This is a genomic window from Kitasatospora sp. NBC_01246 (genome assembly GCF_036226505.1).
GTDB lineage: Bacteria > Actinomycetota > Actinomycetes > Streptomycetales > Streptomycetaceae > Kitasatospora.
The window spans coordinates 5,498,039-5,520,397 of sequence record NZ_CP108484.1; the positions used below are offsets into that span (position 1 = coordinate 5,498,039).

The following is a 22,359-nucleotide window of genomic DNA, read 5'->3' on the forward strand; positions in this document are numbered from 1 at the left end:
ACCAGGCCCGGGGCGTGGTCCGTGCACGGGTTTCCACCACCGGCCCGGCGGCGGGGAGCGGAGCGGGGCCGGAGGGGGGCCGGAGGGGGAGCGGAAGTCCGGAAAGGCCGGACGGGGCGGCGGGCGCGCCGATACCCTCGGTGAGGTGTCGGGAGTGTCCGGGCGGGTCCTCGTGGTGGACGACAGCGAGGTGATCCGTCAGCTGATCAGGGTCAACCTGGAGCTGGAAGGCTTCGAGGTGGTGACCGCCGCCGACGGCGCCGAGTGCCTGGAGGTGGTCCGCCGGGTCCGGCCGGACGTGGTGACGCTGGACGTCGTGATGCCGCGGCTGGACGGCCTGCGGACGGCGGCCCGGCTGCGGGCGGCGCCGGTGACCAGTGGGCTGCCGATCGCGATCGTCAGCGCCTGCACGCCGGCCGACCTCGACCTCGGGGAGGCGGTCGGGGTGGACGGCTACCTGGGCAAGCCCTTCGACCCCGCCGATCTGGTGGCGCTGGTGTGGCGGCTGATGGCGCGGACGGCGAGGCCGGACGGGTTTCGCCCTGAGCGAACAGAGCGCACGGATCGCGGCTGAGCACGGCGCGCGGGCGTCTCAACCGGCAAACCGGGTGGCGAGCGGGTACCCCGTCTCGCCTACGCTTGGCGTCGTGACCCCCGCAGAGCTTTCCCAGGCAGTCCAGGCCGCAGTGAGCGCCGCCGTCGAGGCGGGCGAGCTGGCCGTCGCCGTGCCCGAGCACGTGACGGTCGAGCGACCCAAGAACAGGGACCACGGCGACTACGCGACGAACGTGGCCCTCCAGCTCGCGAAGTCGGCCGGTCGGCCGCCGCGAGCCGTGGCCGACCTGGTGGCCGCCCGCCTGCGTGCACTGCCCGGGGTCGCCAAGGTCGACATCGCCGGGCCGGGCTTCCTGAACATCACGCTCGACGCCGCCACCCAGGGCGCGCTGGCGCGGAGCATCGTCGAGGCGGGCGAGTCCTACGGCCGCAACGAGGCGCTCAAGGGCCTGAAGATCAACCTGGAGTTCGTCTCCGCCAACCCGACCGGCCCGATCCACATCGGCGGCGTCCGCTGGGCCGCCGTCGGCGACTCGCTCGCCCGGGTGCTGCGGGCCACCGGCGCCGACGTCACCACCGAGTACTACCTGAACGACGCCGGCGTGCAGATCTCCAAGTTCGCCGGCTCGCTGAAGGCCGCCGCCAACGGGCAGGCCGTGCCGGCCGACGGCTACGTCGGCGAGTACATCGTCGACATCGCCAAGGCGATCGTGGACGGCGTCCCCGGCGTGCTCGACCTGCCCGAGGGCGAGCAGTCGGAGGTGTTCCGCACCGAGGGCCTCAAGCTCATGGTCGCCGAGATCCAGCGCTCGATGGAGGAGTTCGGCACCCACTTCGACGTCTGGTTCTCGGAGAAGTCGCTGCACGACTCCGGCGCCGTCGAGAAGGCCATCGAGCGGCTGCGCGAGCAGGGCCACGTCTTCGACCGGGACGGCGCGATCTGGCTGCGCACCACCGACTTCGGCGACGACAAGGACCGCGTCCTGGTCAAGGCCGACGGCGAGACCACCTACTTCGCCGCCGACGCCGCCTACTACCTCTCCAAGCGCGACCGCGGCTCCGAGGTCTCCGTCTACATGCTGGGCGCGGACCACCACGGCTACGTCAACCGCCTCAAGGCCATCTCGGCCTGCGCGGGCGACGACATGGACCGCAACATCGAGGTCAAGATCGGCCAGTTCGTGAAGATGCTTCGCGACGGCGAAGAGGTCCGCATGTCCAAGCGGGCCGGCAACATCATCACCATCGACGACGTGGTCGACTGGATCGGCGTGGACGCCGCCCGGTACACCCTGGCGCGCTCCTCCACCGACTCCACGATCACGCTCGACATCAACGTGCTGACCAGCCAGACCAACGAGAACCCGGTCTACTACGTCCAGTACGCGCACACCCGGATGTGCGGCGTCGCCCGCAAGGCCGCGGAGCTCGGCGTCGACAAGGGCCCGGCCGGGGACTTCAAACCCGAGCTGCTCGCCACCCAGTGGGAGAACGACGTCCTCGGCGCCCTCGGTGAGTTCCCGCGGATCCTGGCCACGGCCGGCGAGCTGCGCGAGCCGCACCGGGTCGCGCGCTACCTGGAGGACCTCGCGGGCAAGTACCACCGCCTGTACGAGAACTGCATGTTCCTGCCCAAGGGCGACGAAGAGCTCAACGACACGCACCGGGCCCGGCTGTGGCTGGTCGAGGCCACCCGCACGGTCATGGCCAACGGCCTCACGCTCCTGGGCGTGACGGCGCCCGAGCGGATGTAGGACCACCCCCAAGCGCACAGCGGGGGCGGCGGACGGTCAACGAGGACCGTCGCCGCCCCTCGCCATAAGCCAAGGAAGTAAGCAGAGATGAGCCGCTCCGCACACCCCGCAGGCCCCCGGCACGGCGACGTGCTGACCGAGGGCCACTACCAGGCGCCGCCGAGCGACCTGAACGCGCTCGACCCCAAGGTCTGGTCGAAGACCGTCGCCCGCGGTGCGGACGGCGTGGTCACCGTCGGCGGCCTCGACGTCAAGCGGCTCGCCGCCGAGTTCGGCACCCCGGCCTACGTCATGGACGAGGACGACTTCCGGACCCGGGCCCGCGCCTGGCGCGAGGCCTTCGGTACCGGCGCGGACGTCTACTACGCGGGCAAGGCCTTCCTCTCCAAGGCGGTCGTGCGCTGGCTCCACGAGGAGGGCCTCAACCTCGACGTGTGCAGCGTCGGCGAACTGGCCGTGGCGCTGGCCGCCGGGATGCCGCCGGAGCGGATCGCGCTGCACGGCAACAACAAGTCGGTGGACGAGCTCGAACACGCGGTGAAGACCGGCGTCGGCCACATCGTGCTCGACTCCTACGAGGAGATCGAGCGGCTGGCCGCGATCGCCGGCCGGCAGGGCGTGCGCCAGCCGGTGCTGATCCGGGTCACGGTCGGCGTCGAGGCGCACACCCACGAGTTCATCGCCACCGCTCACGAGGACCAGAAGTTCGGGCTCTCGCTGAACGGGGGCGCGGCGGCCGAGGCGGTCCGCCGGGTGCTCGGCCACCCCGGCCTGGAGCTGCGCGGCATCCACTCGCACATCGGCTCGCAGATCTTCGACACGGCCGGCTTCGAGGTCGCCGCCCGCCGGGTGGTCGGCCTGCTCGCCGAGATCCGCGACGAACACGGCGTCGAGCTGCCCGAGATCGACCTCGGCGGCGGCCTCGGCATCGCGTACACCAGCGAGGACGACCCGCGCGAGCCGGCCGAGATCGCCGCCGCGCTGGCCGACATCGTCCGCCGCGAGTGCGCCGCCGCGAACCTGAGCGCCCCCCGGCTCTCCGTCGAGCCCGGCCGCGCGATCGTCGGCCCGACCGCCTTCACGCTGTACGAGGTCGGCACGATCAAGCCGCTGGAGGGTCTGCGCACCTACGTCAGCGTGGACGGCGGCATGTCGGACAACATCCGCACCGCGCTCTACGACGCCGAGTACTCGGTGGCCCTGGTGTCGCGCGCCAGCGCCGCCGAGCCGATGCTGGTCCGGGTGGTCGGCAAGCACTGCGAGTCCGGCGACATCGTCGTCCGGGACGCCTTCCTGCCGGCCGACCTGGCCCCGGGCGACCTGATCGCGGTGCCCGCCACCGGTGCCTACTGCCGCTCGATGGCGAGCAACTACAACCACGCCCTGAAGCCTCCCGTGCTGGCCGTCAAGGACGGTGCGGCCCGGGTGATCGTCCGGCGCGAGACGGAGGAGGATCTCCTGCGTCTCGATATCGGATGACGAAATTCTTGTCTCAGATCATGGAACGACCGTAGATCCGTACGGAAAGTCCCGGAGACTGGTACAGACCGAAGATCCGGCGGATCCCCGAAATACCGCCGGAAACCGAAGCACGAAGAATGCAGAGCGGAGTCGGATGATGCGTACGCGGCCGCTGAAGGTGGCGTTGCTGGGCTGTGGTGTGGTGGGCTCCGAGGTGGCGCGCATCATGACGACGGACGCCGCCGACCTCGCCGCGCGCATCGGCGCGCCGGTCGAGCTCGCCGGCATCGCGGTCCGCCGGGCCGGGCGGGTGCGCCCGGGCGTGCCGGAGCACCTGATCACGACGGATGCCGAGGCCCTGGTCAACCGGGGCGACATCGATGTGGTGATCGAGGTGGTGGGTGGCATCGAGCCCTCCAAACACCTCCTCCTGTCGGCGTTCCGCAACGGCGCCTCGGTGGTCAGCGCCAACAAGGCGCTGCTCGCCAAGGACGGCACCGAGTTGCACGCCGCGGCCGCCGAGGCCGGGGTGGACCTGTACTACGAGGCCGCGGTGGCCGGCGCGATCCCGCTGATCCGCCCGCTGCGCGAGTCCCTGGCCGGGGACAAGGTCAACCGGGTGCTCGGGATCGTCAACGGCACCACCAACTTCATCCTCGACAAGATGGACAGCACCGGCGCCGGCTACTCGGAGGCGCTGGAGGAGGCCACCGCGCTCGGTTACGCGGAGGCGGACCCGACGGCCGACGTGGAGGGCTTCGACGCGGCCGCCAAGGCCGCGATCCTGGCCGGCATCGCGTTCCACACCAAGGTCACCGCGGCGGACGTCTACCGCGAGGGACTGACCGAGGTGACCGCCGCCGACATCGCCTCCGCCAAGCAGATGGGCTGTGTCGTCAAGCTGCTGGCGATCTGCGAGCGGGCGGCCGACGGCGCGTCCGTCACCGCGCGGGTCCACCCCGCGATGATCCCGCTCACGCACCCGCTGGCCTCGGTCCGCGAGGCGTACAACGCGGTGTTCGTGGAGGCCGAGGCGGCCGGCCGGCTGATGTTCTACGGCCCGGGCGCGGGCGGCGCGCCGACCGCCTCGGCGGTCCTCGGCGACCTCGTCGCGGTCTGCCGCAACAAGCTCGCCGGCGCCACCGGCCCCGGCGACTCGGTGTACACCCGGCTGCCGGCCAAGCCGATGGACGAGGTCGTCACCCGGTACCACGTCAGCCTCGATGTGGACGACCGCGCGGGCGTGCTCGCCCAGGTGGCGTCCGTCTTCGCCGAGCACGGGGTCTCCATCGACACCGTGCGCCAGCAGGGCCGCGACGGCGACGCCTCGCTCGTCGTGGTCACCCACCGTGCCACCGACGCCGCCCTGTCGGCGACGGTCGACAAGCTCCGCGCGCTGGACAGCGTGCGGGACGTGGCCAGCATCATGCGGGTCGAAGGGGAGTAGGAAGAGCCATGAACGCCGTGATCGCCAGAGGCGCGCACACCCACCAGTGGCGCGGGCTGATCGAGGAGTACCGTGACCGCCTGCCGGTCAGCGACACCACGCCCGTGGTCACCCTGCTGGAGGGCGGCACGCCGCTGGTGCCCGCCCAGGTGCTCTCCGAGCGCACCGGCTGCGAGGTCTACCTCAAGGTCGAGGGTGCCAACCCCACCGGGTCCTTCAAGGACCGCGGTATGACGATGGCCATCTCCAAGGCCAAGGAGGACGGCGCCCAGGCCGTCATCTGCGCCTCCACCGGCAACACCTCGGCCTCCGCCGCCGCCTACGCGGTGCGTGCCGGGATGGTGTCGGCGGTACTGGTGCCGCAGGGCAAGATCGCGCTCGGCAAGATGGGCCAGGCGCTGGTCCACGGCGCCAAGATCCTTCAGGTGGACGGGAACTTCGACGACTGCCTCACCCTTGCGCGTGAACTGTCCGAGAAGTACCCGGTGGCGCTGGTCAACTCGGTGAACCCGGTGCGGATCGAGGGCCAGAAGACCGCCGCCTTCGAGATCGTGGACATGCTCGGCGACGCGCCGGACATCCACGTGCTCCCGGTCGGCAACGCGGGCAACATCACCGCGTACTGGAAGGGCTACCGCGAGTACGCCGCCGACGGACTGTCCACCCGGACGCCGCGCATGTGGGGCTTCCAGGCCTCCGGTTCGGCCCCGATCGTGGATGGCGCCCCGGTGCTCAAGCCGCAGACCATCGCCACCGCGATCCGGATCGGCAACCCCGCCTCCTGGGACTACGCGCTCGCCGCGCGGGACGAGTCCGGCGGCCTCATCGACAAGGTGACGGACCGTCAGATCCTCTCCGCCTACCGGCTGTTGGCCGCGCAGGAGGGTGTCTTCGTGGAGCCCGCCTCGGCCGCCTCGGTGGCCGGCCTGCTGGCCAAGGCGGAGGCCGGCCTGGTCGACCCGGGCCAGCGGATCGTCTGCACGGTGACCGGCAACGGCCTCAAGGACCCGGACTGGGCGGTGGCCGGCGCGCCGCAGCCGCAGATCGTCCCGATCGACCCCGAGGCCGCCGCCCAGCGCCTCGGCCTGCTCGACTGACCGGAAGCCGTCTGACCGGAACCCGCCTGACCTGGCCGAATCACCGCCCCCGGACCAGGATCCGCCCAGCCGACCCCGCCTTGAGCCGAGGGGGCACGGCGACGCCGTAGGGGCGGGAGAAGCGAGGACACTCCGAGCCGACCCCGCCCCGAGCCGAAGGGGCGCGCCGGTGCCGAAAGGGAGAAGCGAGGACGCCCCGAGGAACGAGGGGTGTTGGAGCGCCGACCGTCGGCGCCGGGTCAAGCGCCCCGGAGGCGAGCGGGCGAGGATACTGGGCGCCGACCGTCGGCACCGGGTCAAGCGCCCCGGAGGCGAGCGGGCGAACACGCAGTGGGCCGACCCCCCCTTTCGGGGGGCGGCCCACAGCCGTTCTCGGCTGACACTTTTGTGTCAATTCAGCCACGTATTCCGGTGCCATTCCGGCACGTATTCCGGCCAGAAACGGCAACACACCAGATCGAAGGCCCACGGGGTGTACCACTGTGGAACCTCTCTTCGATACTCTGGGTCCGGCCGTGTGGCACATGCCCCGGGTCCGACCCCTCCAGGGGTCGCGACGACGGCTGTGACCGCCCACCCCGATCGGGGCCCGCGGCCCCCTCCCACCCTCGCACCGACGCGCTTCGCGCCGCCCGATTTCCCCAGGAGAGTCCACCGCATGGCCGGTCCTGCGTTCCGTGCCGCCGCCGTCCGGGTCCGGGTTCCCGCGACCAGCGCCAATCTCGGCCCGGGCTTCGACGCCTTCGGACTCGCGCTGGGTCTGTACGACGACGTGGTCGTCCGGGTCGCCGACTCCGGGCTCACCGTCGACATCGCCGGTGAGGGCGCCGAGACGCTCGCCCGGGACGAGCGCCACCTGGTGGTGCGCGCGATGCGCGCCGCCTTCGACCGGCTCGGCGGCCAGCCGCGCGGCCTCGAAGTGGTCTGCGCCAACCGGATACCGCACGGCCGTGGCCTGGGCTCCTCCTCCGCCGCGATCTGCGCCGGCATCGTGGCCGCCCGTGCCGTCACCATCGGCGGCCCGTCCGCGCTGGACGACGACGCGCTGCTGGCCCTCGCCTCCGAGCTGGAGGGTCACCCCGACAACGTCGCGGCCTGCCTGCGCGGCAACTTCACGGTGGCCTGGACGGACGAGGAGTCGGCCAAGGCCGTCACGCTGGAGCCGTCCGACCGGGTCGTCCCGGTGGTCTTCGTCCCGGCGACCGAGGTGCTCACCGAGACCGCCCGCGGTCTGCTGCCCCGGACCGTCCCGCTGGCCGACGCCGCCGTCAACGCCGGCCGTGCCGCGCTGCTGGTCGAAGCGCTGACCCGTCGGCCCGAGCTGCTGCTCGCCGCGACCGAGGACCGGCTGCACCAGGACTACCGGGCCTCCGCGATGCTGGACAGCGCCGCCCTGGTGGGCGCGCTGCGCGCGGAGGGCATCCCCGCGGTGATCTCCGGCGCCGGCCCGACCGTACTCGCGCTCACCGACGAGGCGGGCGCCGACAAGGTGCTGGCCTTCGCCGAGGACGCAGGTCAGGGCGGTGCGGTGTTCGCCGCACACCGTCTGGAGCTCGACCGGGCCGGAGCCTCGGTGCTCCCGCTCGACGGCTGAGCACCGGTCCGGCGGCCCGGATCCGGCCGTGTCCGGGCCGGACCGTCCGGACACGATTGGCAAGCGCAAGGCTGGGGAATGTCTGAGGGGGTCGGTAGTGTTAACCTCATTGCTGCACCAGGTGCCCTCCGGGGCTCGGTGCGCCGCGTCCCGATCCCAGCACTCCGCCCAGGCGGAGTCCCGGCGATGTACGGGGCGACGATTCTCCGGGAGCCCACCGCAGCGCGTACGCAGCCTGCCTGCGCGACTTGCGGCCGCATCCCGAAGCCGTGACGGCACCTGACTCCCACCCGCGGCCTCCCACCTTGAGGCAAGGACGGGCGGAGCGCGGGCCACCGTCACGCGACGGGGGCCCGGGATTCGCAGGCAGCGTGGGGGTACCACCCGGCCATGGCCGGCTGGGGGAGGGTCGGCATGCGACCGTCCCACCGCGCCAATCAGCACCACCGTGCATCACGCACCGCACCTCGCAGCTCTCCTCCGACTGGCTACCCGCCATCCGGGGGATCACCGCCTCGGACCGACGCAGTCGAGCGTTGGTCAGGACAGCACAACCGGTCGCCGAGCCAGACAGGCCGACGTCCGCTCCAGGGAAGGACCCTTAGTGAGCGACACCACCGATCTGATGGGCGCGCGCCCGGACGCCGAGGCGTCGGACGCAGCCGCCGCCCCCGCGGCCCCGGCCCGGCGCCGTCGCACCGCTGCCGCGGGCCTGGACGGCCTCGTCCTGGCCGAGCTGCAGAAGCTCGCCTCGACGCTCGGTATCAGCGGCACGGGACGCCTGCGCAAGAGCCAGCTGATCGAGGCCATCAAGGAGAAGAGCGGCGGGGACCCGCTGCTCGCCGCCGGTGCCGCTCCCGCCGCCGCTCCGGCCGCCAAGCGCACCGCCGCCAAGGCCGGCTCCGCCGAGCAGGCGGAGAAGCCCGCCCGCCGGACCAAGGCCGCCCAGGCCGAGGCCCCGGCCGCCGACGAGCAGGCCCAGATCGACATCCCGGTCCAGGCCGCCGCCGAGACCGCCGCGCCGGCCCGTGCCGAGCGCACCCGCCGCCGGGCCACCTCGGCCGCCGGCGCGCCGACCGCCGACGCGGTCGCCGAGGCGCCCGCCGCCGTCGCCACCGAGGCCAAGCAGGCCGAGGCCCGCCCGGCCGAGGCCCGCGGCTTCGAGGGCCGCGAGGAGGGTCGTGCCGAGACCCGCCGGGACCGCCGGGACCGCCGCGACCGCCGCGAGGGCGGCGAGCGCGAGGGCCGCCAGGAGGGCGGCGACGCCCAGGCCGGCCAGGACGCCGACTCCCGCGAGTCGCGCCGTGACCGCCGCAACCGCCGGGACCGTGCCGACCGCCAGGGCGGCCAGGGTCAGGGCCAGGGTGGCCAGGGCCAGCAGCAGGGCGGTCAGGGCGAGAGCCAGCCGAGCCGCCAGAGCGGTGGCCAGCAGGCCCAGCCGCAGGCGCAGCAGGGCGGCTACGACGACGACGAGTTCGGCGACGGCCGTCGCGGCCGCCGCGGCCGCTACCGTGACCGCCGGGGCCGCGGCACCCGCCGCGAGGGCTTCGAGGTCGGCCCCGCCGAGCCGCAGGTCGGCGACGACGACGTGCTGATCCCGGTCGCGGGCATCCTCGACATCCTCGACAACTACGCGTTCGTCCGGACCTCCGGCTACCTGCCGGGCCAGAACGACGTCTACGTGTCGCTCGCCCAGGTCCGCAAGAACGGCCTGCGCAAGGGTGACGCCATCACCGGCGCGGTGCGCCAGCCGCGCGACGGCGAGCGCCGCGAGAAGTTCAACGCCATGGTGCGGCTGGACTCCGTCAACGGCATGGACCCGGAGAGCGGCCGCGGCCGTCCCGAGTTCAACAAGCTGACCCCGCTCTACCCGCAGGACCGACTGCGCCTGGAGACCGACCCGGGCATCCTGACCACCCGGATCATCGACCTGGTGTCGCCGATCGGCAAGGGCCAGCGCGGTCTGATCGTCGCGCCGCCGAAGACCGGTAAGACGATGGTGCTGCAGGCGGTCGCCAACGCGATCACCCACAACAACCCCGAGTGCCACCTGATGGTCGTCCTGGTGGACGAGCGTCCGGAAGAGGTCACCGACATGCAGCGGTCGGTGAAGGGCGAGGTCATCTCCTCGACCTTCGACCGCCCGGCGGAGGACCACACCACCGTCGCGGAGCTGGCCATCGAGCGCGCCAAGCGCCTGGTGGAGCTGGGCCACGACGTGGTGATCCTGCTGGACTCGATCACCCGCCTGGGCCGCGCCTACAACCTGGCGGCGCCGGCCTCCGGCCGCATCCTGTCCGGTGGTGTCGACTCGACCGCGCTGTACCCGCCGAAGAAGTTCTTCGGTGCCGCGCGCAACATCGAGAACGGCGGCTCGCTGACGATCCTGGCCACCGCGCTGGTCGAGACCGGCTCGCGGATGGACGAGGTCATCTTCGAGGAGTTCAAGGGCACCGGCAACATGGAGCTCAAGCTCGACCGGAAGCTCTCGGACAAGCGCATCTTCCCGGCCGTCGACGTCGACGCCTCCAGCACCCGCAAGGAGGAGATCCTGCTGGGCAGCGAGGAGTTGGCCATCGTCTGGAAGCTCCGCCGGGTGCTGCACGCGCTCGACTCGCAGCAGGCGATCGAGCTGCTGCTGGACAAGATGAAGCAGACCAAGAGCAACGCCGAGTTCCTCATGCAGATCGCCAAGACGACCCCCGGGTCCGGCGACTGACCGCTGCCGAGCGGCTCGTGAGCACAGAACCCTGGTCCGCGCGAGCGGGCCAGGGTTCTCTGCTTGTTCCAGAGTTGGGACATTTGGAACCCTATGGATCATGTTGTCCGATTTACTCTGGACCGTATGGCCGACCACAAGAGGATCCCGAGCCGCCGCCGCATGGTCCTGCGGGCGGCCGCGTGCGCGTTCGCCGCGCTCGTCGTCCTCGGCGCCGGTGCGGCCGGGTACGCGTACTTCAAGCTGAACGGCAACATCAAGAGCGTCGACATCGACGCCCGGCTGGGCACGGCCCGGCCGCCGTCCGCCACCGACGGCTCGTTCAACGTCCTCGTCCTGGGCTCGGATTCGCGGGCCGGCGGGAACGGCGCGCTGGCCGGCGGGGACACCGGCGATACCGCCCGTTCGGACACCGCGATGGTGGTGCACGTCGACCAGGGCCACACCCGGGCCGACGTGGTCTCCATACCCAGGGACACCCTGGTCACCCGCCCCGACTGCACGGACGGCAAGGGCAAGACCGCCGCCGGTGCCAAGCGGGCGATGTACAACAGCGCGTACGAGACCGGTGGCGCCGCGTGCGCGGTCAAGACCACCGAACTGCTGACCGGCCTGCGGATGGACCACTACATCGAGATCGACTTCGCCGGCTTCGCCCGGGTCGTCGACGCGCTCGGCGGAGCCACCGTGACCACCACCGTCCCGATCGACGACAAGGACAGCGGGCTGAACCTCGCAGCCGGCGAGCACCACCTCGACGGGCAGCAGGCGCTGGCCTTCGTCCGGACCAGGCACGGCGTCGGCGACGGCAGCGACCTCGGCCGGATCGAGCTGCAGAAGCAGATGGTGAAGTCGCTGCTGGGCCAGGCCGGCGGGATCGGGCTGTTCGGCAACCCGGTCAAGCTCTGGTCGGTCGGCGACACCCTGACCCGCAGCATCACCACCGACTCGGCGCTGGCCTCGGTGAACTCGCTGGTGGGGCTGGCCGAGGAACTCAAGGGGATCGGCCCCGACCAGCTCTCGATGGTCACCCTGCCGGTGGTGACGGCGCCCGGCGACGCCAACCGGGTGGTCGCCCAGCAGCCCCGGGCCGACCAGCTCTGGGCGGCTCTGAAGGCCGACCAGCCGCTCCCGCAGGCCGTCCTGGCCGAGCAGCCGCAGAACCCCGCCCAGACCACCCCGGCGGCCCCCACGGCGGCCCCCAAGGCCTCCGGCAGGGCCTCCGCGCAGCCCGCCGCGGGTACCGCGGCGAGCCCCTCGCCGCGGCGCTGACCCGCCCGCCGACCGGCCGGTGGCTGCCCCCGTGGCCGCCCCCTTCGGTCCCGTCGGCCGGGCCCGGAATATCCCGGAACGCGACCCGGTTTGGGAAGAAGCGACCGGTCCTGGCAGACTGGTACGTCGGTCCCGGTTCACGTGCGGCATTCAAGCCGCCGACCCGGTGCCCTCCCGAACCTAGGAGATCCCCTTGAAGCCCAACGTTCACCCCGAGTACGTGGTCACCCATGTGACCTGCACCTGCGGCGCCGAGTTCACCACCCGCTCGACCGAGACCAGTGGCGAGATCCGCGCCGAGGTCTGCTCGCAGTGCCACCCGTTCTACACCGGCAAGCAGAAGATCCTCGACACCGGTGGCCGCGTGGCCCGCTTCGAGGCCCGCTTCGGCAAGCAGCACAGCGCGAAGGCCTAGCGCTCCCTCGGCGCCGGTTTCCGGTGCCCCCGTACTCGTTCCGGGGGCGCTGGAGACCGGCGCCGTTCGCGTCCCACGACTCGTCCGTGTCATCCCTCCACCGGTTCCCAGGGAAGAAGGCCCCTTCATGTTCGAGGCAGTCGAAGAGCTCCTCGTCGAGCACGCCGACCTCGAAACGAGGCTGGCCGACCCCTCCGTCCACGCCGACCAGGCCAACGCGCGCAAGCTCGCCAAGCGGTACGCCGAGCTGACGCCGATCACCCGGGTCTACCGGGCCTGGCGCCAGGCCGGCGAGGACATCGAGGCAGCGCGCGAACTCGCCGCCGAAGAGCCGGAGTTCCTCGCCGAGGTGAAGGACTCCGAGGCCCGGCGCGAGGAGCTGACCGAGGAGCTGCGCCTGCTGCTCGTCCCGCGTGACCCGAACGACGACAAGGACGTCATCCTGGAGATCAAGGCGGGTGAGGGCGGCGAGGAGTCGGCGCTCTTCGCCGGCGACCTGCTCCGGATGTACCTGCGCTTCGCCGAGCGGATCGGCTGGAAGACCGAGATCATCGACGCCAACGAGTCCGACCTCGGCGGCTACAAGGACGTCTCGGTGGCCGTGAAGACCAGGGGCAGCACCGAGCCCGGCCAGGGCGTCTGGGCCAAGCTGAAGTACGAGGGCGGCGTCCACCGCGTGCAGCGCGTCCCCGCCACCGAGTCGCAGGGCCGCATCCACACCTCCGCGGCCGGCGTGCTGGTCACCCCCGAGGCCGAGGAGGTCGAGGTCGAGATCGTGGCCAACGACCTGCGGATCGACGTCTACCGTTCGTCCGGTCCCGGCGGGCAGTCCGTCAACACCACCGACTCGGCGGTCCGGATCACCCACCTCCCGACCGGTATCGTGGCGTCCTGCCAGAACGAGAAGAGCCAGCTGCAGAACAAGGAGCAGGCGATGCGCATCCTGCGTTCGCGGCTGCTGGCCGCCGCGCAGGAGGAGGCCGAGCGGGAGGCCTCGGACGCGCGTCGCAGCCAGGTCCGCACGGTGGACCGCTCCGAGCGCATCCGCACCTACAACTACCCCGAGAACCGCATCTCGGACCACCGCACGGGCTTCAAGTCCTACAACCTGGACCAGGTCCTGGACGGCGAGCTGAACGCGGTGATCCAGTCCTGCGTGGACACGGACGCCGAGGCCAAGCTCGCCGCGGCCCAGCAGAACTGAGACCGGCCTCCGGGCCCGAATGCACCAGAGAAGCCGCAGCGCAGAAACAAGAGGTCGTTCGTGAACCTGCTGCTTGCCGAGGTGGCCCAGGCCACCCAGCGGTTGGCCGCGGCCGGCGTGCCGTCGCCGCGCTTCGACGCGGAGGAGCTGGCCGCGCACGTCCACAGCGTGAAGCGCAGCCAGCTGCACACGGTGAAGGACGCGGACTTCGACGCCCGGTACTGGGAGGCCGTCTCCCGCCGCGAGGCGCGTGAACCGCTGCAGCACATCACCGGCCGCGCGTTCTTCCGCTACCTGGAGCTGGCGGTCGGCCCGGGCGTCTTCGTGCCCCGCCCGGAGACCGAGTCGGTCGTGGAGTGGGCCATAGACGCCGTCCGCGACATGGACGTCGCCGAGCCGCTGGTGGTCGACCTCTGCTCCGGCTCGGGGGCCATCGCGCTCGCCCTCGCCCAGGAGCTGCCGCGCTCCACGGTGCACGCCTTCGAGCTGGACGAGGGTGCGCTGCGGTACACCCGGCGCAACATCGAGGCCAGCTCCGACCGGGCCCGGGTCACCCTGCACGCCGGCGACGCCACCAAGGCCTTCGAGGACGACCGTTCCTGGGACGGCCGCTTCGACCTGGTGATCTCCAACCCGCCGTACATCCCGCTCACCGAGTGGGAGTACGTCGCCCCCGAGGCCCGCGACCACGATCCGCAGATGTCGCTGTTCTCCGGCGAGGACGGGCTGGACACCATCCGCGGCATCGAGCGGGTCGCCGCCCGCCTGCTGCGCCCGGGCGGCGCCGTGGTCATCGAGCACGCCGACACCCAGGGCGGCCAGGTGCCGTGGATCTTCAACGAGGAAGGCGGGTGGACGGACACCGCCGACCACCGCGACCTCAACAACCGGCCCCGCTTCACGACGGCCCGAAGGGTCTCGCTGTGAACACCCGGTGCACCACCACCGGGCGCGGAGCCGCGCTGTGAACGCCGTCATGAGTCATCTCGGAAGGGGACCGCACCGATGAGCCGCCGCTACGACTGTGCCGATGCCGGAGACCGCGCCACCGGTCTGCGCGAGGCCGCCTCGGCCATCCGCCGCGGCGAAATCGTCGTGCTGCCCACCGACACCCTGTACGGGGTCGGCGCCGACGCCTTCTCGCCGGAGGCCGTCGCCGCACTGCTGGCCGCCAAGGGCCGGGGCCGCAACATGCCCTCGCCCGTCCTGGTGGGCTCGCCGACCACCCTGCACGGACTCGTCACGGACTTCTCCGAGCAGGCCTGGGAGCTCGTCGACGCCTTCTGGCCGGGCGGGCTGACCCTGGTCGCCAAGCACCAGCCCTCGCTGCGCTGGGACCTCGGCGAGACCCGCGGCACGGTCGCCGTCCGGATGCCGCTGCACCCGGTCGCGATCGAGCTGCTGAACGCCACCGGCCCGCTCGCCGTCTCCAGCGCCAACCTGACCGGCGGCCCGTCCCCCGCCACCTGCGACGAGGCCCAGCAGCAGCTCGGCGACGCGATCTCCGTCTACCTGGACGGCGGCCGGGCCGACCACGCCGTCGCCTCCTCCATCGTCGACGTCACGGGCAAGGTCCCGGTCCTGCTGCGGGCCGGCGCGATCAGCGCCGAGCAGCTGAGGGAGGTCGTCCCCGACCTGGAGGCCGGCAGTTGACGACCGCCTCCCTCCACTCCGGGCCCGGCATATCGCCGTACCTGAGCGTGGGCCCCAGGCCGCTGGACCACTTCCGCATCCTGTTCGTCTGCACCGGGAACATCTGCCGCTCGCCGATCGCCGAGCGGCTCACCCGGCGTGAACTGGACACCCGGCTCAGCCCCCGGGTGGCCGGCCGGATCCTGGTGGAGAGCGCCGGCACCTGGGGCCACGTGGGCGCGCCGATGGAGGACCACGCCGCCACGGTGCTGGACGAGTACGGCGCCGACAGCGGCGGCTTCGCCGGCCGCGAGCTGCTCGACGAGCACGTGGTCGAGGCCGACCTGGTGCTCACCGCGACCCTGGACCACCGCGCCCAGGTGATCTCGATGGGTCACGAGGCGGGGCTTCGCACCTTCACCCTGAAGGAGTTCACCCGCCTGGTCCGGACGATAGACCCGGGCACCCTGCCCGATCCGCGCCGCGGCGCCGACGTCACCGAGCGGGCCCGCGCCCTGGTCCGGGCCGCGGCCGCGCTGCGCGGCTGGCTGCTCGCCGCCAGCCCGGAGTCCGACGAGGTCCACGACCCGTACGGCGCGCCGATCGGCATGTTCCGCAACTGCGGCGAGGAGATATTCGACGCGGTGGACCCGGTGGTCACCGCCCTCACCGGCATGCCCTCCCCGCGCTCCGTGCGGTGAGCCGCCGCCAGCCCCCGGGCCGGCGCCGCCCGGGCGGGTGCATCGGGTCCGCGTCGGCAGGCCGCGGGCGGGGCCCGGTCCTACGCTGGAGGCACCTGCCCGACGCTGCCCGGGAGCTCCGCCATGACCGTCACCGATGCCGCGACCGGTTCCTCCGAGACGACGGGGCGGTGGGCGTCCGAAGCGCTGCGCCGGGCCGACCCGCAGCTGGCCGATCTGCTGGCCGCCGAGGCCGAGCGCCGCGCCGAGACGATCCAGCTGCTGGCGGGGGAGAACCTCACCGATCCGGCCGTCCTGGCCGCCCTGGGCGGCCCGCTGATCGACAAGTACGCCGAGGGCTACCCCGGACGGCGCCACCACACCGGCTGCGCCCTGGCGGACGCCGCCGAGCTGCTGGCGATCGACCGGGCCCGTCAGCTGTTCGCCGCCCCGCACGCCAACGTCCAGCCCCGCTCGGCCACTTCGGCGATGCTGGCGGCGTACGCCGCGCTGCTGCGCCCCGGTGACGTGGTGCTGGCGATGTCGCTGGAGCACGGCGGCCACCTGAGTTGCGGCTCGCGCGCCAACTTCTCGGGCCGCTGGTTCGAGTTCATCGGCTACGGGGTGCGCGAGGACGACGGTCTGATCGACCTCGACCAGGTCCGCGAGCTCGCCCGCCGGCACCGGCCGAAGGCCATCGTGGCCGGCTCGATCTCCCACCCCCGGCACCCGGACTGGGCGGCCTTCCGGGCGATCGCCGAAGAGGTGGACGCCTATCTGATCGCCTCGGTCGCCCAGACCACCGGCCTGGTCGCGGCCGGTGTGGCGCCGTCCCCGCTGCCGTACGCGGACGTCACCGTGGCCGCCACCCACAAGCTGCTCCGCGGCCCGCGCGGCGGCCTGCTGCTCTCCACCGCCGAGCTGGCCGAGCGGATCGACCGGGCGGTCTTCCCGTTCAGCCAGGGCGGCGCCGCGATGAACGAGGTGGCCGGCAAGGCCGTCGCGTTCGCCCGGGCGGGCACCCCCGAGTACCGCGCCTACGCCCACCGCACGGTCGCGGGGGCGCGGGTGCTGGCGACGGGGCTCGCGGAGGCCGGGATGCGCCCGTTGACCGGCGGTACCGACACCCACCTGGTGACGGCCGACGTCCGACCGCTCGGGGTCAGCGGGGCCGAGGCCGAGCGCCGCTGCGCCGCCGCCGGTCTGCTGCTCGGCAAGTGCGCGCTGCCGTACGACTCCGCGCCGCCGTCCGAGGCCTCCGGGATCCGGCTCGGCAGCGGGACCGTCACCACCCAGGGCATGGGGGAGGCCGAGCTGGCCGAGATCGCCGCACTGGTCGGTCGCCTGCTCGTCGAGGGCACGGACGTCCGGATCGGGGCCCGGGTCCGTGAGCTGGCGGGCGCCTTCGCCGCCCCGGGCCGGGGGGCGTCGCACTCTCCTACCCGGTAGGGCGAACCGCGATGCACGCGCCGGGCGTCCGACTCAATAAGGTGTGTGCCGTGGCGACGCACCTCGAACCCCGGACAGGCACGGGAGTACCTTCGGTACCGACCCGTCGGACAGTGACGCAGGAGGCCAGTGGTGCGTGAGTATCTGCTGGTGCTGTTCTGCACTGCGGCCGTCACCTATCTGCTGACCGGCCCGGTCCGGAAGTTCGCGATCGCGGCCGGCGCGATGCCGCCGGTCCGCGCCCGTGACGTGCACCGCGAGCCCACGCCCCGGCTGGGCGGCATCGCCATGTTCGGCGGGCTCTGCGCGGGCATCCTGGTCGCCTCCCAACTGGACAACCTCAGCAAGGTGTTCTCGCAGGGCACCGACATCCGCGCGCTGCTCTCTGGCGCCGGGATCATGTGGCTGCTCGGCGTGCTCGACGACAAGTGGGGCGTGGACGCCCTGGTCAAGCTGGGCGGTCAGATGATCGCCGCCGGTGTGATGGTCTGGCAGGGCGTCACCGTGATCACCCTGCCGGTGCCCGGCGTCGGTGCGGTCGCGGTCAGCCCCACCCAGGGCATGGTCATCTCGGTCACCATGGTCGTCGTCATGGTCAACGCGGTGAACTTCATCGACGGCCTGGACGGTCTGGCCGGCGGCATGGTCTGCATCGCCGCGATGGCGTTCTTCCTCTACTCGTACCGGCTCTGGTACGGCTACACGATCACCGACGCGGCGCCCGCCGTGCTGTTCAGCGTGCTGCTGATCGGGATGTGCCTGGGCTTCCTGGCGCACAACCTGCACCCGGCGCGGATCTTCATGGGCGACTCCGGCTCGATGATGCTCGGCCTGATGCTGGCCGTCGCCGCGATCTCCATCACCGGCCGGGTCGACCCGGACCTCATCACCAGCGAGACCGGTTCGCAGACCGCCACCGTGCACGCCCTGGTCCCGATCTACATCCCGCTGCTGCTGCCGCTGACCGTCATCGCGCTGCCGCTGGCCGACCTGCTGCTCGCCGTGGTGCGCCGCACCTGGGCCGGCCAGTCGCCGTTCGCCGCGGACAAGCGGCACCTGCACCACCGGCTCCTCCAGGTCGGCCACTCGCACAGCCGGGCGGTCCTGATCATGTACTTCTGGGCCGCGCTGATCGCCTTCGGCACCGTGGCCTTCTCGGTCACCAACACCGGCCGCACCGTGGCCCTCACGCTGGCCGGGCTCTGCCTGGTCGGCCTGGTGGTGCTGCTCACCCCGCGCTTCCGCCCGCGCGCGCCGCGGGCCGTGCAGGCCTTCGTGCCGCCGCGCTACCGGCGCCGCAAGCCGGCCCGCGCCGCCGCACCGGTCGCCGAGGGCGAGGCCCCGGCCGCCGCCGCGGCCGCCTCGGAGCCGATGGCCGAGCTCTCCGCGAAGGACAAGGAGCTGCTCGGCGGCCTGGGCAAGGGGGGCTCGTCGGCGGTCGGCGGCCGGGGTCACGGCAGCGGTCGCGGCCACTAGTCCGAACGGCGGGTCCGACACCTGACACGTCGTCAAGGTGGTTCACCCGTACGGAGGCACCCTTGGGCCGTCAGTGTGACAGGTGCCACACAAACATGGTAAAGCTCTCATCAAATAGTTTGTGATACCGTTCACGAGTACCGAGAACACGCCGAAAGACCTGACAGGTGGAGGACTTCCGTCCCCGGTCGGTCTCCCTCGACGGACTCGCCGCAGAGCGGCCGGTCCACGGCGGTCCCTTGGTCGGTACCACCACCACGTTCTGTGCCCGTCCCCCTGCCACATCGACATGCCGCCGGAGCTGCCGACATGCCGTCCAACGACGCCCGGATCCTCCGAGGCGCCGCGATCCCCACTGCGGTCGCCGGAGTCATCGCCATGGCGATCTCATTCGCCGTCGCAGGTGGCAAGGGACTGCTCGGCGCCTTCTTCGGCGCGCTGCTGGTGGTGGCGTTCTTCAGCTTCGGCCAGGTCGCCCTCGACCGGCTGACCAGGTCGAACCCGCAGATGATGATGGCTGCGGGGTTGCTCGTTTACACCACGCAGATCCTGCTGGTCGGCATCGTCCTCGCGGTCTTCAAGAACACCGAACTCTTCAACCGGCAGGCGTTCGCCTTCACCCTGCTGGGCTGCGCCCTGATCTGGACGGGCTTCCAGGTGCGCGGTGCGCTCAAGGCCAAGACCTTCTACGTCGAGGCCGACGCCTCCGAAAACAAGGGCGACAAGCCCTCGGACTCGGGGCGTCAACAGTGACGAGGCCCGGCTGTCCCCCCAACGAGGGGGGCAGTGTTTATGCCGCACTGACGGACTGCTATCGTCCGTCGCAACAACGGAGTACGGGAAGAGGCCAGGTCTGTCCGCACGATGGACGGATCGCCCCCCGGATCCTTGCAGTCTTCGATGATCCCGCTGTGGTGCAGCGCACCGCCGTGCGGGATCGGCGAGAAACCCATCAAGTTCCAGTGCCGCACCGTGGCCTCGGGCCACGCCGACACACCGAGGTTGCCGTAACCATGCGTCACGACGAAGGAGTCCGTGGTGAGTGCTGAACTCACGTCTTCGCTCGCCTCAGGCAGTTGCCACTTCGGGGACGCTGGCTGCGGCTTCCCGGCCCCCGGCCTGAACGAGTTCGACTTCAAGCCGATCTTCTCGATCGGCAGCTTCGAATTCAACAAGCCGATGCTGCTGTCGATGATCGTCGCAGTGCTGGTGGTCGTCTTCTTCTGGGCCGCGTTCGCCAAGCCGCGCCTGGTGCCCGGCAAGCTGCAGCTGGTCGGTGAGATCGGCTACGACTTCGTCAAGCGGTCCATCGTGCTGGAGACGATCGGCAAGAAGGGCGAGAAGTTCGTCCCGATGCTCGTCTCGATGTTCTTCTTCGTCTGGCTGATGAACATCATGTCGGTCATCCCGTTCGCCCAGTTCCCGGTGACGGCGGCCATCGCCTTCCCGGCGGGTCTGGCGGGGGTCGTGTGGATCACCTACATGACCCTGACCTTCAAGAAGCACGGCTTCGTCGGCGGTCTGAAGAACCTCTGCTGGCCCTCGGGCATCCCCGGCTGGGTCATGTTCATCCTGGTGCCGATCGAGTTCTTCTCGAACATCTTCGTGCGCCCGTTCACGCTCGCGGTCCGAGCCTTCGCGAACATGTTCGCCGGCCACCTGCTGATCGTGATGTTCTCCATCGCCTCCTGGTACCTGCTCAGCCCGACCCTGGGCGCGCTCTACGGCTCGGCGTCGTTCATCGTCGCCATCGGCCTGACCGCCTTCGAGCTGCTGGTCCAGTTCCTGCAGGCCTACATCTTCGTGATGCTGGCCAGCAGCTACATCGCCGGTGCCCTCGAAGAGGCGCACTGAGCCTGGGGCCCCGGCCCCTCACGAACCAACCTCCCGGATCGCCCGGTGGCCAATCACCACCGGTTCACCACCCCTGCAAAGGACAATTGCAATGAGCATGCTCGCTGAGGGCGTCGTCGGTTCCATCGCCTCCGTCGGCTACGGTCTCGCGGCCATCGGCCCCGGCATCGGCGTTGGTCTCATCTTCGGTAACGGTGTCCAGGCCATGGCCCGTCAGCCCGAGGCTGCCGGCCTGATCCGTTCCAACATGTTCATCGGCTTCGCGCTGACCGAGGCGCTCGCCCTGATCGGCATCGTCATGCCGTTCGTCTTCGGCACCGGCAAGTAATTCCGGCGTAGCCCTTTCTGAGGAAGGTCCAGATATGAGCATCGCGGCTTCGCTCGCGGCCGAGGAGCAGATGAATCCGCTCCTCCCCGCGTGGCCCGAGATCATCATCGGCCTGCTCTGCTTCTTCATCGTCTTCGGGCTGCTCGGCAAGAAGCTCCTCCCCAGCATCGAGAAGGTGCTGTCGGAGCGTCGGGACGCCATCGAGGGCGGCATGGAGCGCGCCGAGGCCGCTCAGGCCGAGGCCCAGGCCCTGCTTGAGCAGTACCGCGCCGAGCTCGCCGAGGCGCGTCACGAGGCTGCCCGCATCGTCGAGCAGGCTCGCGAGCAGGGCGCTGCCCAGCTCACCGAGATGCGCGAGGAGGGCCAGCGCCAGCGCGAGGCCATCGTCGCCGCCGGCCACGCGCAGATCGAGGCCGACAAGAAGCAGGCGACCACCGCCCTGCGCCAGGACGTGGGTTCGCTCGCTTCGCAGCTGGCCTCCCGCATCGTGGGCGAGTCCCTTGAGGACCACACGCGGCAGAGCGGCGTGATCGACCGGTTCCTGGACGAGCTGGAGGCCAAGGCCACCGTTGCTCCGGGTGCGGCCAAGTGATCGGCGCTAGCCGCGAGGCCCTCGCCGCCGGGCGGCAGAACCTCGAAGCCCTGACCGACTCCACCTCGGTGGACGCGGTCAAGGTCGCCGAGGAGCTCACCGCCGTCACGGTCCTCCTGGACCGTGAGGTGTCGCTGCGCCGCGTCCTGACCGACCCGTCCCGGTCCGGCCAGGACAAGGCCCAGCTGGTCTCCTCGCTGCTGACCGGGCAGGTCTCCGGCGAGACCATCGACCTGGTCTCCGGCCTGGTCCGCTCCCGCTGGTCGGGGTCGCGCGACCTGGTCGACTCGGTCGAGGAGCTGGCCGCGTACGCCGAGGTCATCGCCGCCGACAAGGCCGGTGTCCTGGACGACGTCGAGGACGAGCTGTTCCGGTTCGGCCGGGTGGTGAACGGCTCCACCGAGCTGCGCTCCGCGCTGACCGAGCCCAAGGCCGGCGCCGTCGCCAAGGCCGAGCTGATCAAGAAGCTGCTCGGTGGCCGCGCCAACGCGGGCACCGTCCGGCTGGTCACCGCCCTGGTGAACAACCCGCGTGGCCGTAGCCTGGAGCAGGGCCTCGAGTCCTACTCGAGGCTCGCCGCCGCACGGCGCGGGCGCGTGGTGGCCCTGGTCACCACCGCGGTGCCGCTGTCCGACAGCCAGAAGGATCGCCTGGAAGGCGCTCTCGGCCGGCTGTACAGCCGCCGGGTCCACCTGAACATCGACGTCGACCCCGAGGTCGTCGGCGGTGTCCGGGTCCAGATCGGCGACGAGATCATCGACGGCACCGTGTCGAGCCGCCTCGAAGGCGCTCGCCAGTCGCTCGAAGGCTGAGCACCGAAGAACATCCGA

General features: G+C 71.6%; 20 protein-coding genes. All 20 read left to right on the forward strand.

Annotated features, from left to right (window positions below; translation table 11 throughout):
* Window positions 1-154: 154 nt before the first annotated feature.
* The 20 genes from OG618_RS23970 to OG618_RS24065 all read left to right on the forward strand — a co-directional run bounded on the left by OG618_RS23970 (window position 155) and on the right by OG618_RS24065 (window position 22,341).
* Window positions 155-574 carry a response regulator gene (locus OG618_RS23970; protein ID WP_329492246.1) on the forward strand — a complete coding sequence of 140 codons (420 nt, stop codon included), beginning with the start codon at window positions 155-157 and terminating at the stop codon, window positions 572-574.
* A gap of 73 nt (window positions 575-647) precedes the next feature.
* A complete protein-coding gene (gene argS, locus OG618_RS23975) occupies window positions 648-2,309 on the forward strand; it encodes an arginine--tRNA ligase (protein WP_329489600.1) in 1,662 nt (553 codons plus the stop codon).
* Window positions 2,310-2,396: 87 nt separating this feature from the next.
* Window positions 2,397-3,788 (forward strand): diaminopimelate decarboxylase, encoded by a 1,392-nt coding sequence (lysA, locus tag OG618_RS23980; RefSeq protein WP_329489601.1) that lies wholly within the window; start codon window positions 2,397-2,399, stop codon window positions 3,786-3,788.
* A gap of 136 nt (window positions 3,789-3,924) precedes the next feature.
* Window positions 3,925-5,217 (forward strand): homoserine dehydrogenase, encoded by a 1,293-nt coding sequence (locus tag OG618_RS23985; RefSeq protein WP_329489602.1) that lies wholly within the window; start codon window positions 3,925-3,927, stop codon window positions 5,215-5,217.
* 8 nt (window positions 5,218-5,225) lie between these two features.
* On the forward strand, window positions 5,226-6,314 hold the full coding sequence (gene thrC / locus OG618_RS23990; RefSeq protein WP_329489603.1) for a threonine synthase: 1,089 nt from the start codon (window positions 5,226-5,228) through the stop codon (window positions 6,312-6,314).
* 658 nt (window positions 6,315-6,972) lie between these two features.
* Window positions 6,973-7,908, forward strand: a complete 936-nt coding sequence (thrB, locus tag OG618_RS23995; protein ID WP_329489604.1) for a homoserine kinase — start codon at window positions 6,973-6,975, stop codon at window positions 7,906-7,908.
* Between the two features lie 604 nt (window positions 7,909-8,512).
* Window positions 8,513-10,627 carry a transcription termination factor Rho gene (gene rho, locus OG618_RS24000; protein WP_329489605.1) on the forward strand — a complete coding sequence of 705 codons (2,115 nt, stop codon included), beginning with the start codon at window positions 8,513-8,515 and terminating at the stop codon, window positions 10,625-10,627.
* Window positions 10,628-10,753: 126 nt separating this feature from the next.
* Window positions 10,754-11,899: an LCP family protein gene (locus tag OG618_RS24005; protein ID WP_329489606.1), complete on the forward strand. Its 1,146-nt coding sequence runs from the start codon at window positions 10,754-10,756 to the stop codon at window positions 11,897-11,899.
* A gap of 193 nt (window positions 11,900-12,092) precedes the next feature.
* Complete coding sequence (gene rpmE / locus OG618_RS24010; RefSeq protein ID WP_329489607.1) at window positions 12,093-12,314, forward strand: 50S ribosomal protein L31; 222 nt, start codon at window positions 12,093-12,095, stop codon at window positions 12,312-12,314.
* A gap of 127 nt (window positions 12,315-12,441) precedes the next feature.
* Window positions 12,442-13,518 carry a peptide chain release factor 1 gene (prfA, locus tag OG618_RS24015; RefSeq protein WP_329489608.1) on the forward strand — a complete coding sequence of 359 codons (1,077 nt, stop codon included), beginning with the start codon at window positions 12,442-12,444 and terminating at the stop codon, window positions 13,516-13,518.
* A gap of 60 nt (window positions 13,519-13,578) precedes the next feature.
* Window positions 13,579-14,445 (forward strand): peptide chain release factor N(5)-glutamine methyltransferase, encoded by an 867-nt coding sequence (gene prmC, locus OG618_RS24020; protein ID WP_329489609.1) that lies wholly within the window; start codon window positions 13,579-13,581, stop codon window positions 14,443-14,445.
* A 78-nt stretch (window positions 14,446-14,523) separates the two neighbouring features.
* On the forward strand, window positions 14,524-15,171 hold the full coding sequence (locus tag OG618_RS24025) for an L-threonylcarbamoyladenylate synthase (protein WP_329489610.1): 648 nt from the start codon (window positions 14,524-14,526) through the stop codon (window positions 15,169-15,171).
* Between the two features lie 29 nt (window positions 15,172-15,200).
* On the forward strand, window positions 15,201-15,851 hold the full coding sequence (locus tag OG618_RS24030) for an arsenate reductase/protein-tyrosine-phosphatase family protein (RefSeq protein WP_329492247.1): 651 nt from the start codon (window positions 15,201-15,203) through the stop codon (window positions 15,849-15,851).
* Between the two features lie 123 nt (window positions 15,852-15,974).
* A complete protein-coding gene (glyA, locus tag OG618_RS24035) occupies window positions 15,975-17,279 on the forward strand; it encodes a serine hydroxymethyltransferase (protein ID WP_329489611.1) in 1,305 nt (434 codons plus the stop codon).
* A gap of 132 nt (window positions 17,280-17,411) precedes the next feature.
* Window positions 17,412-18,755 (forward strand): MraY family glycosyltransferase, encoded by a 1,344-nt coding sequence (locus OG618_RS24040; protein WP_329489612.1) that lies wholly within the window; start codon window positions 17,412-17,414, stop codon window positions 18,753-18,755.
* Window positions 18,756-19,064: 309 nt separating this feature from the next.
* Window positions 19,065-19,508, forward strand: a complete 444-nt coding sequence (locus tag OG618_RS24045) for a hypothetical protein (RefSeq protein ID WP_329489613.1) — start codon at window positions 19,065-19,067, stop codon at window positions 19,506-19,508.
* Between the two features lie 285 nt (window positions 19,509-19,793).
* On the forward strand, window positions 19,794-20,609 hold the full coding sequence (atpB, locus tag OG618_RS24050; RefSeq protein WP_329489614.1) for a F0F1 ATP synthase subunit A: 816 nt from the start codon (window positions 19,794-19,796) through the stop codon (window positions 20,607-20,609).
* 91 nt (window positions 20,610-20,700) lie between these two features.
* Complete coding sequence (gene atpE / locus OG618_RS24055) at window positions 20,701-20,937, forward strand: ATP synthase F0 subunit C (protein ID WP_030235786.1); 237 nt, start codon at window positions 20,701-20,703, stop codon at window positions 20,935-20,937.
* A gap of 34 nt (window positions 20,938-20,971) precedes the next feature.
* On the forward strand, window positions 20,972-21,529 hold the full coding sequence (locus tag OG618_RS24060) for a F0F1 ATP synthase subunit B (RefSeq protein WP_329489615.1): 558 nt from the start codon (window positions 20,972-20,974) through the stop codon (window positions 21,527-21,529).
* Window positions 21,526-22,341 (forward strand): F0F1 ATP synthase subunit delta, encoded by an 816-nt coding sequence (locus OG618_RS24065; protein ID WP_329489616.1) that lies wholly within the window; start codon window positions 21,526-21,528, stop codon window positions 22,339-22,341. Before OG618_RS24060 ends, OG618_RS24065 begins: the two co-directional genes overlap by 4 nt.
* The last annotated feature ends 18 nt before the right edge of the window (window positions 22,342-22,359 follow it).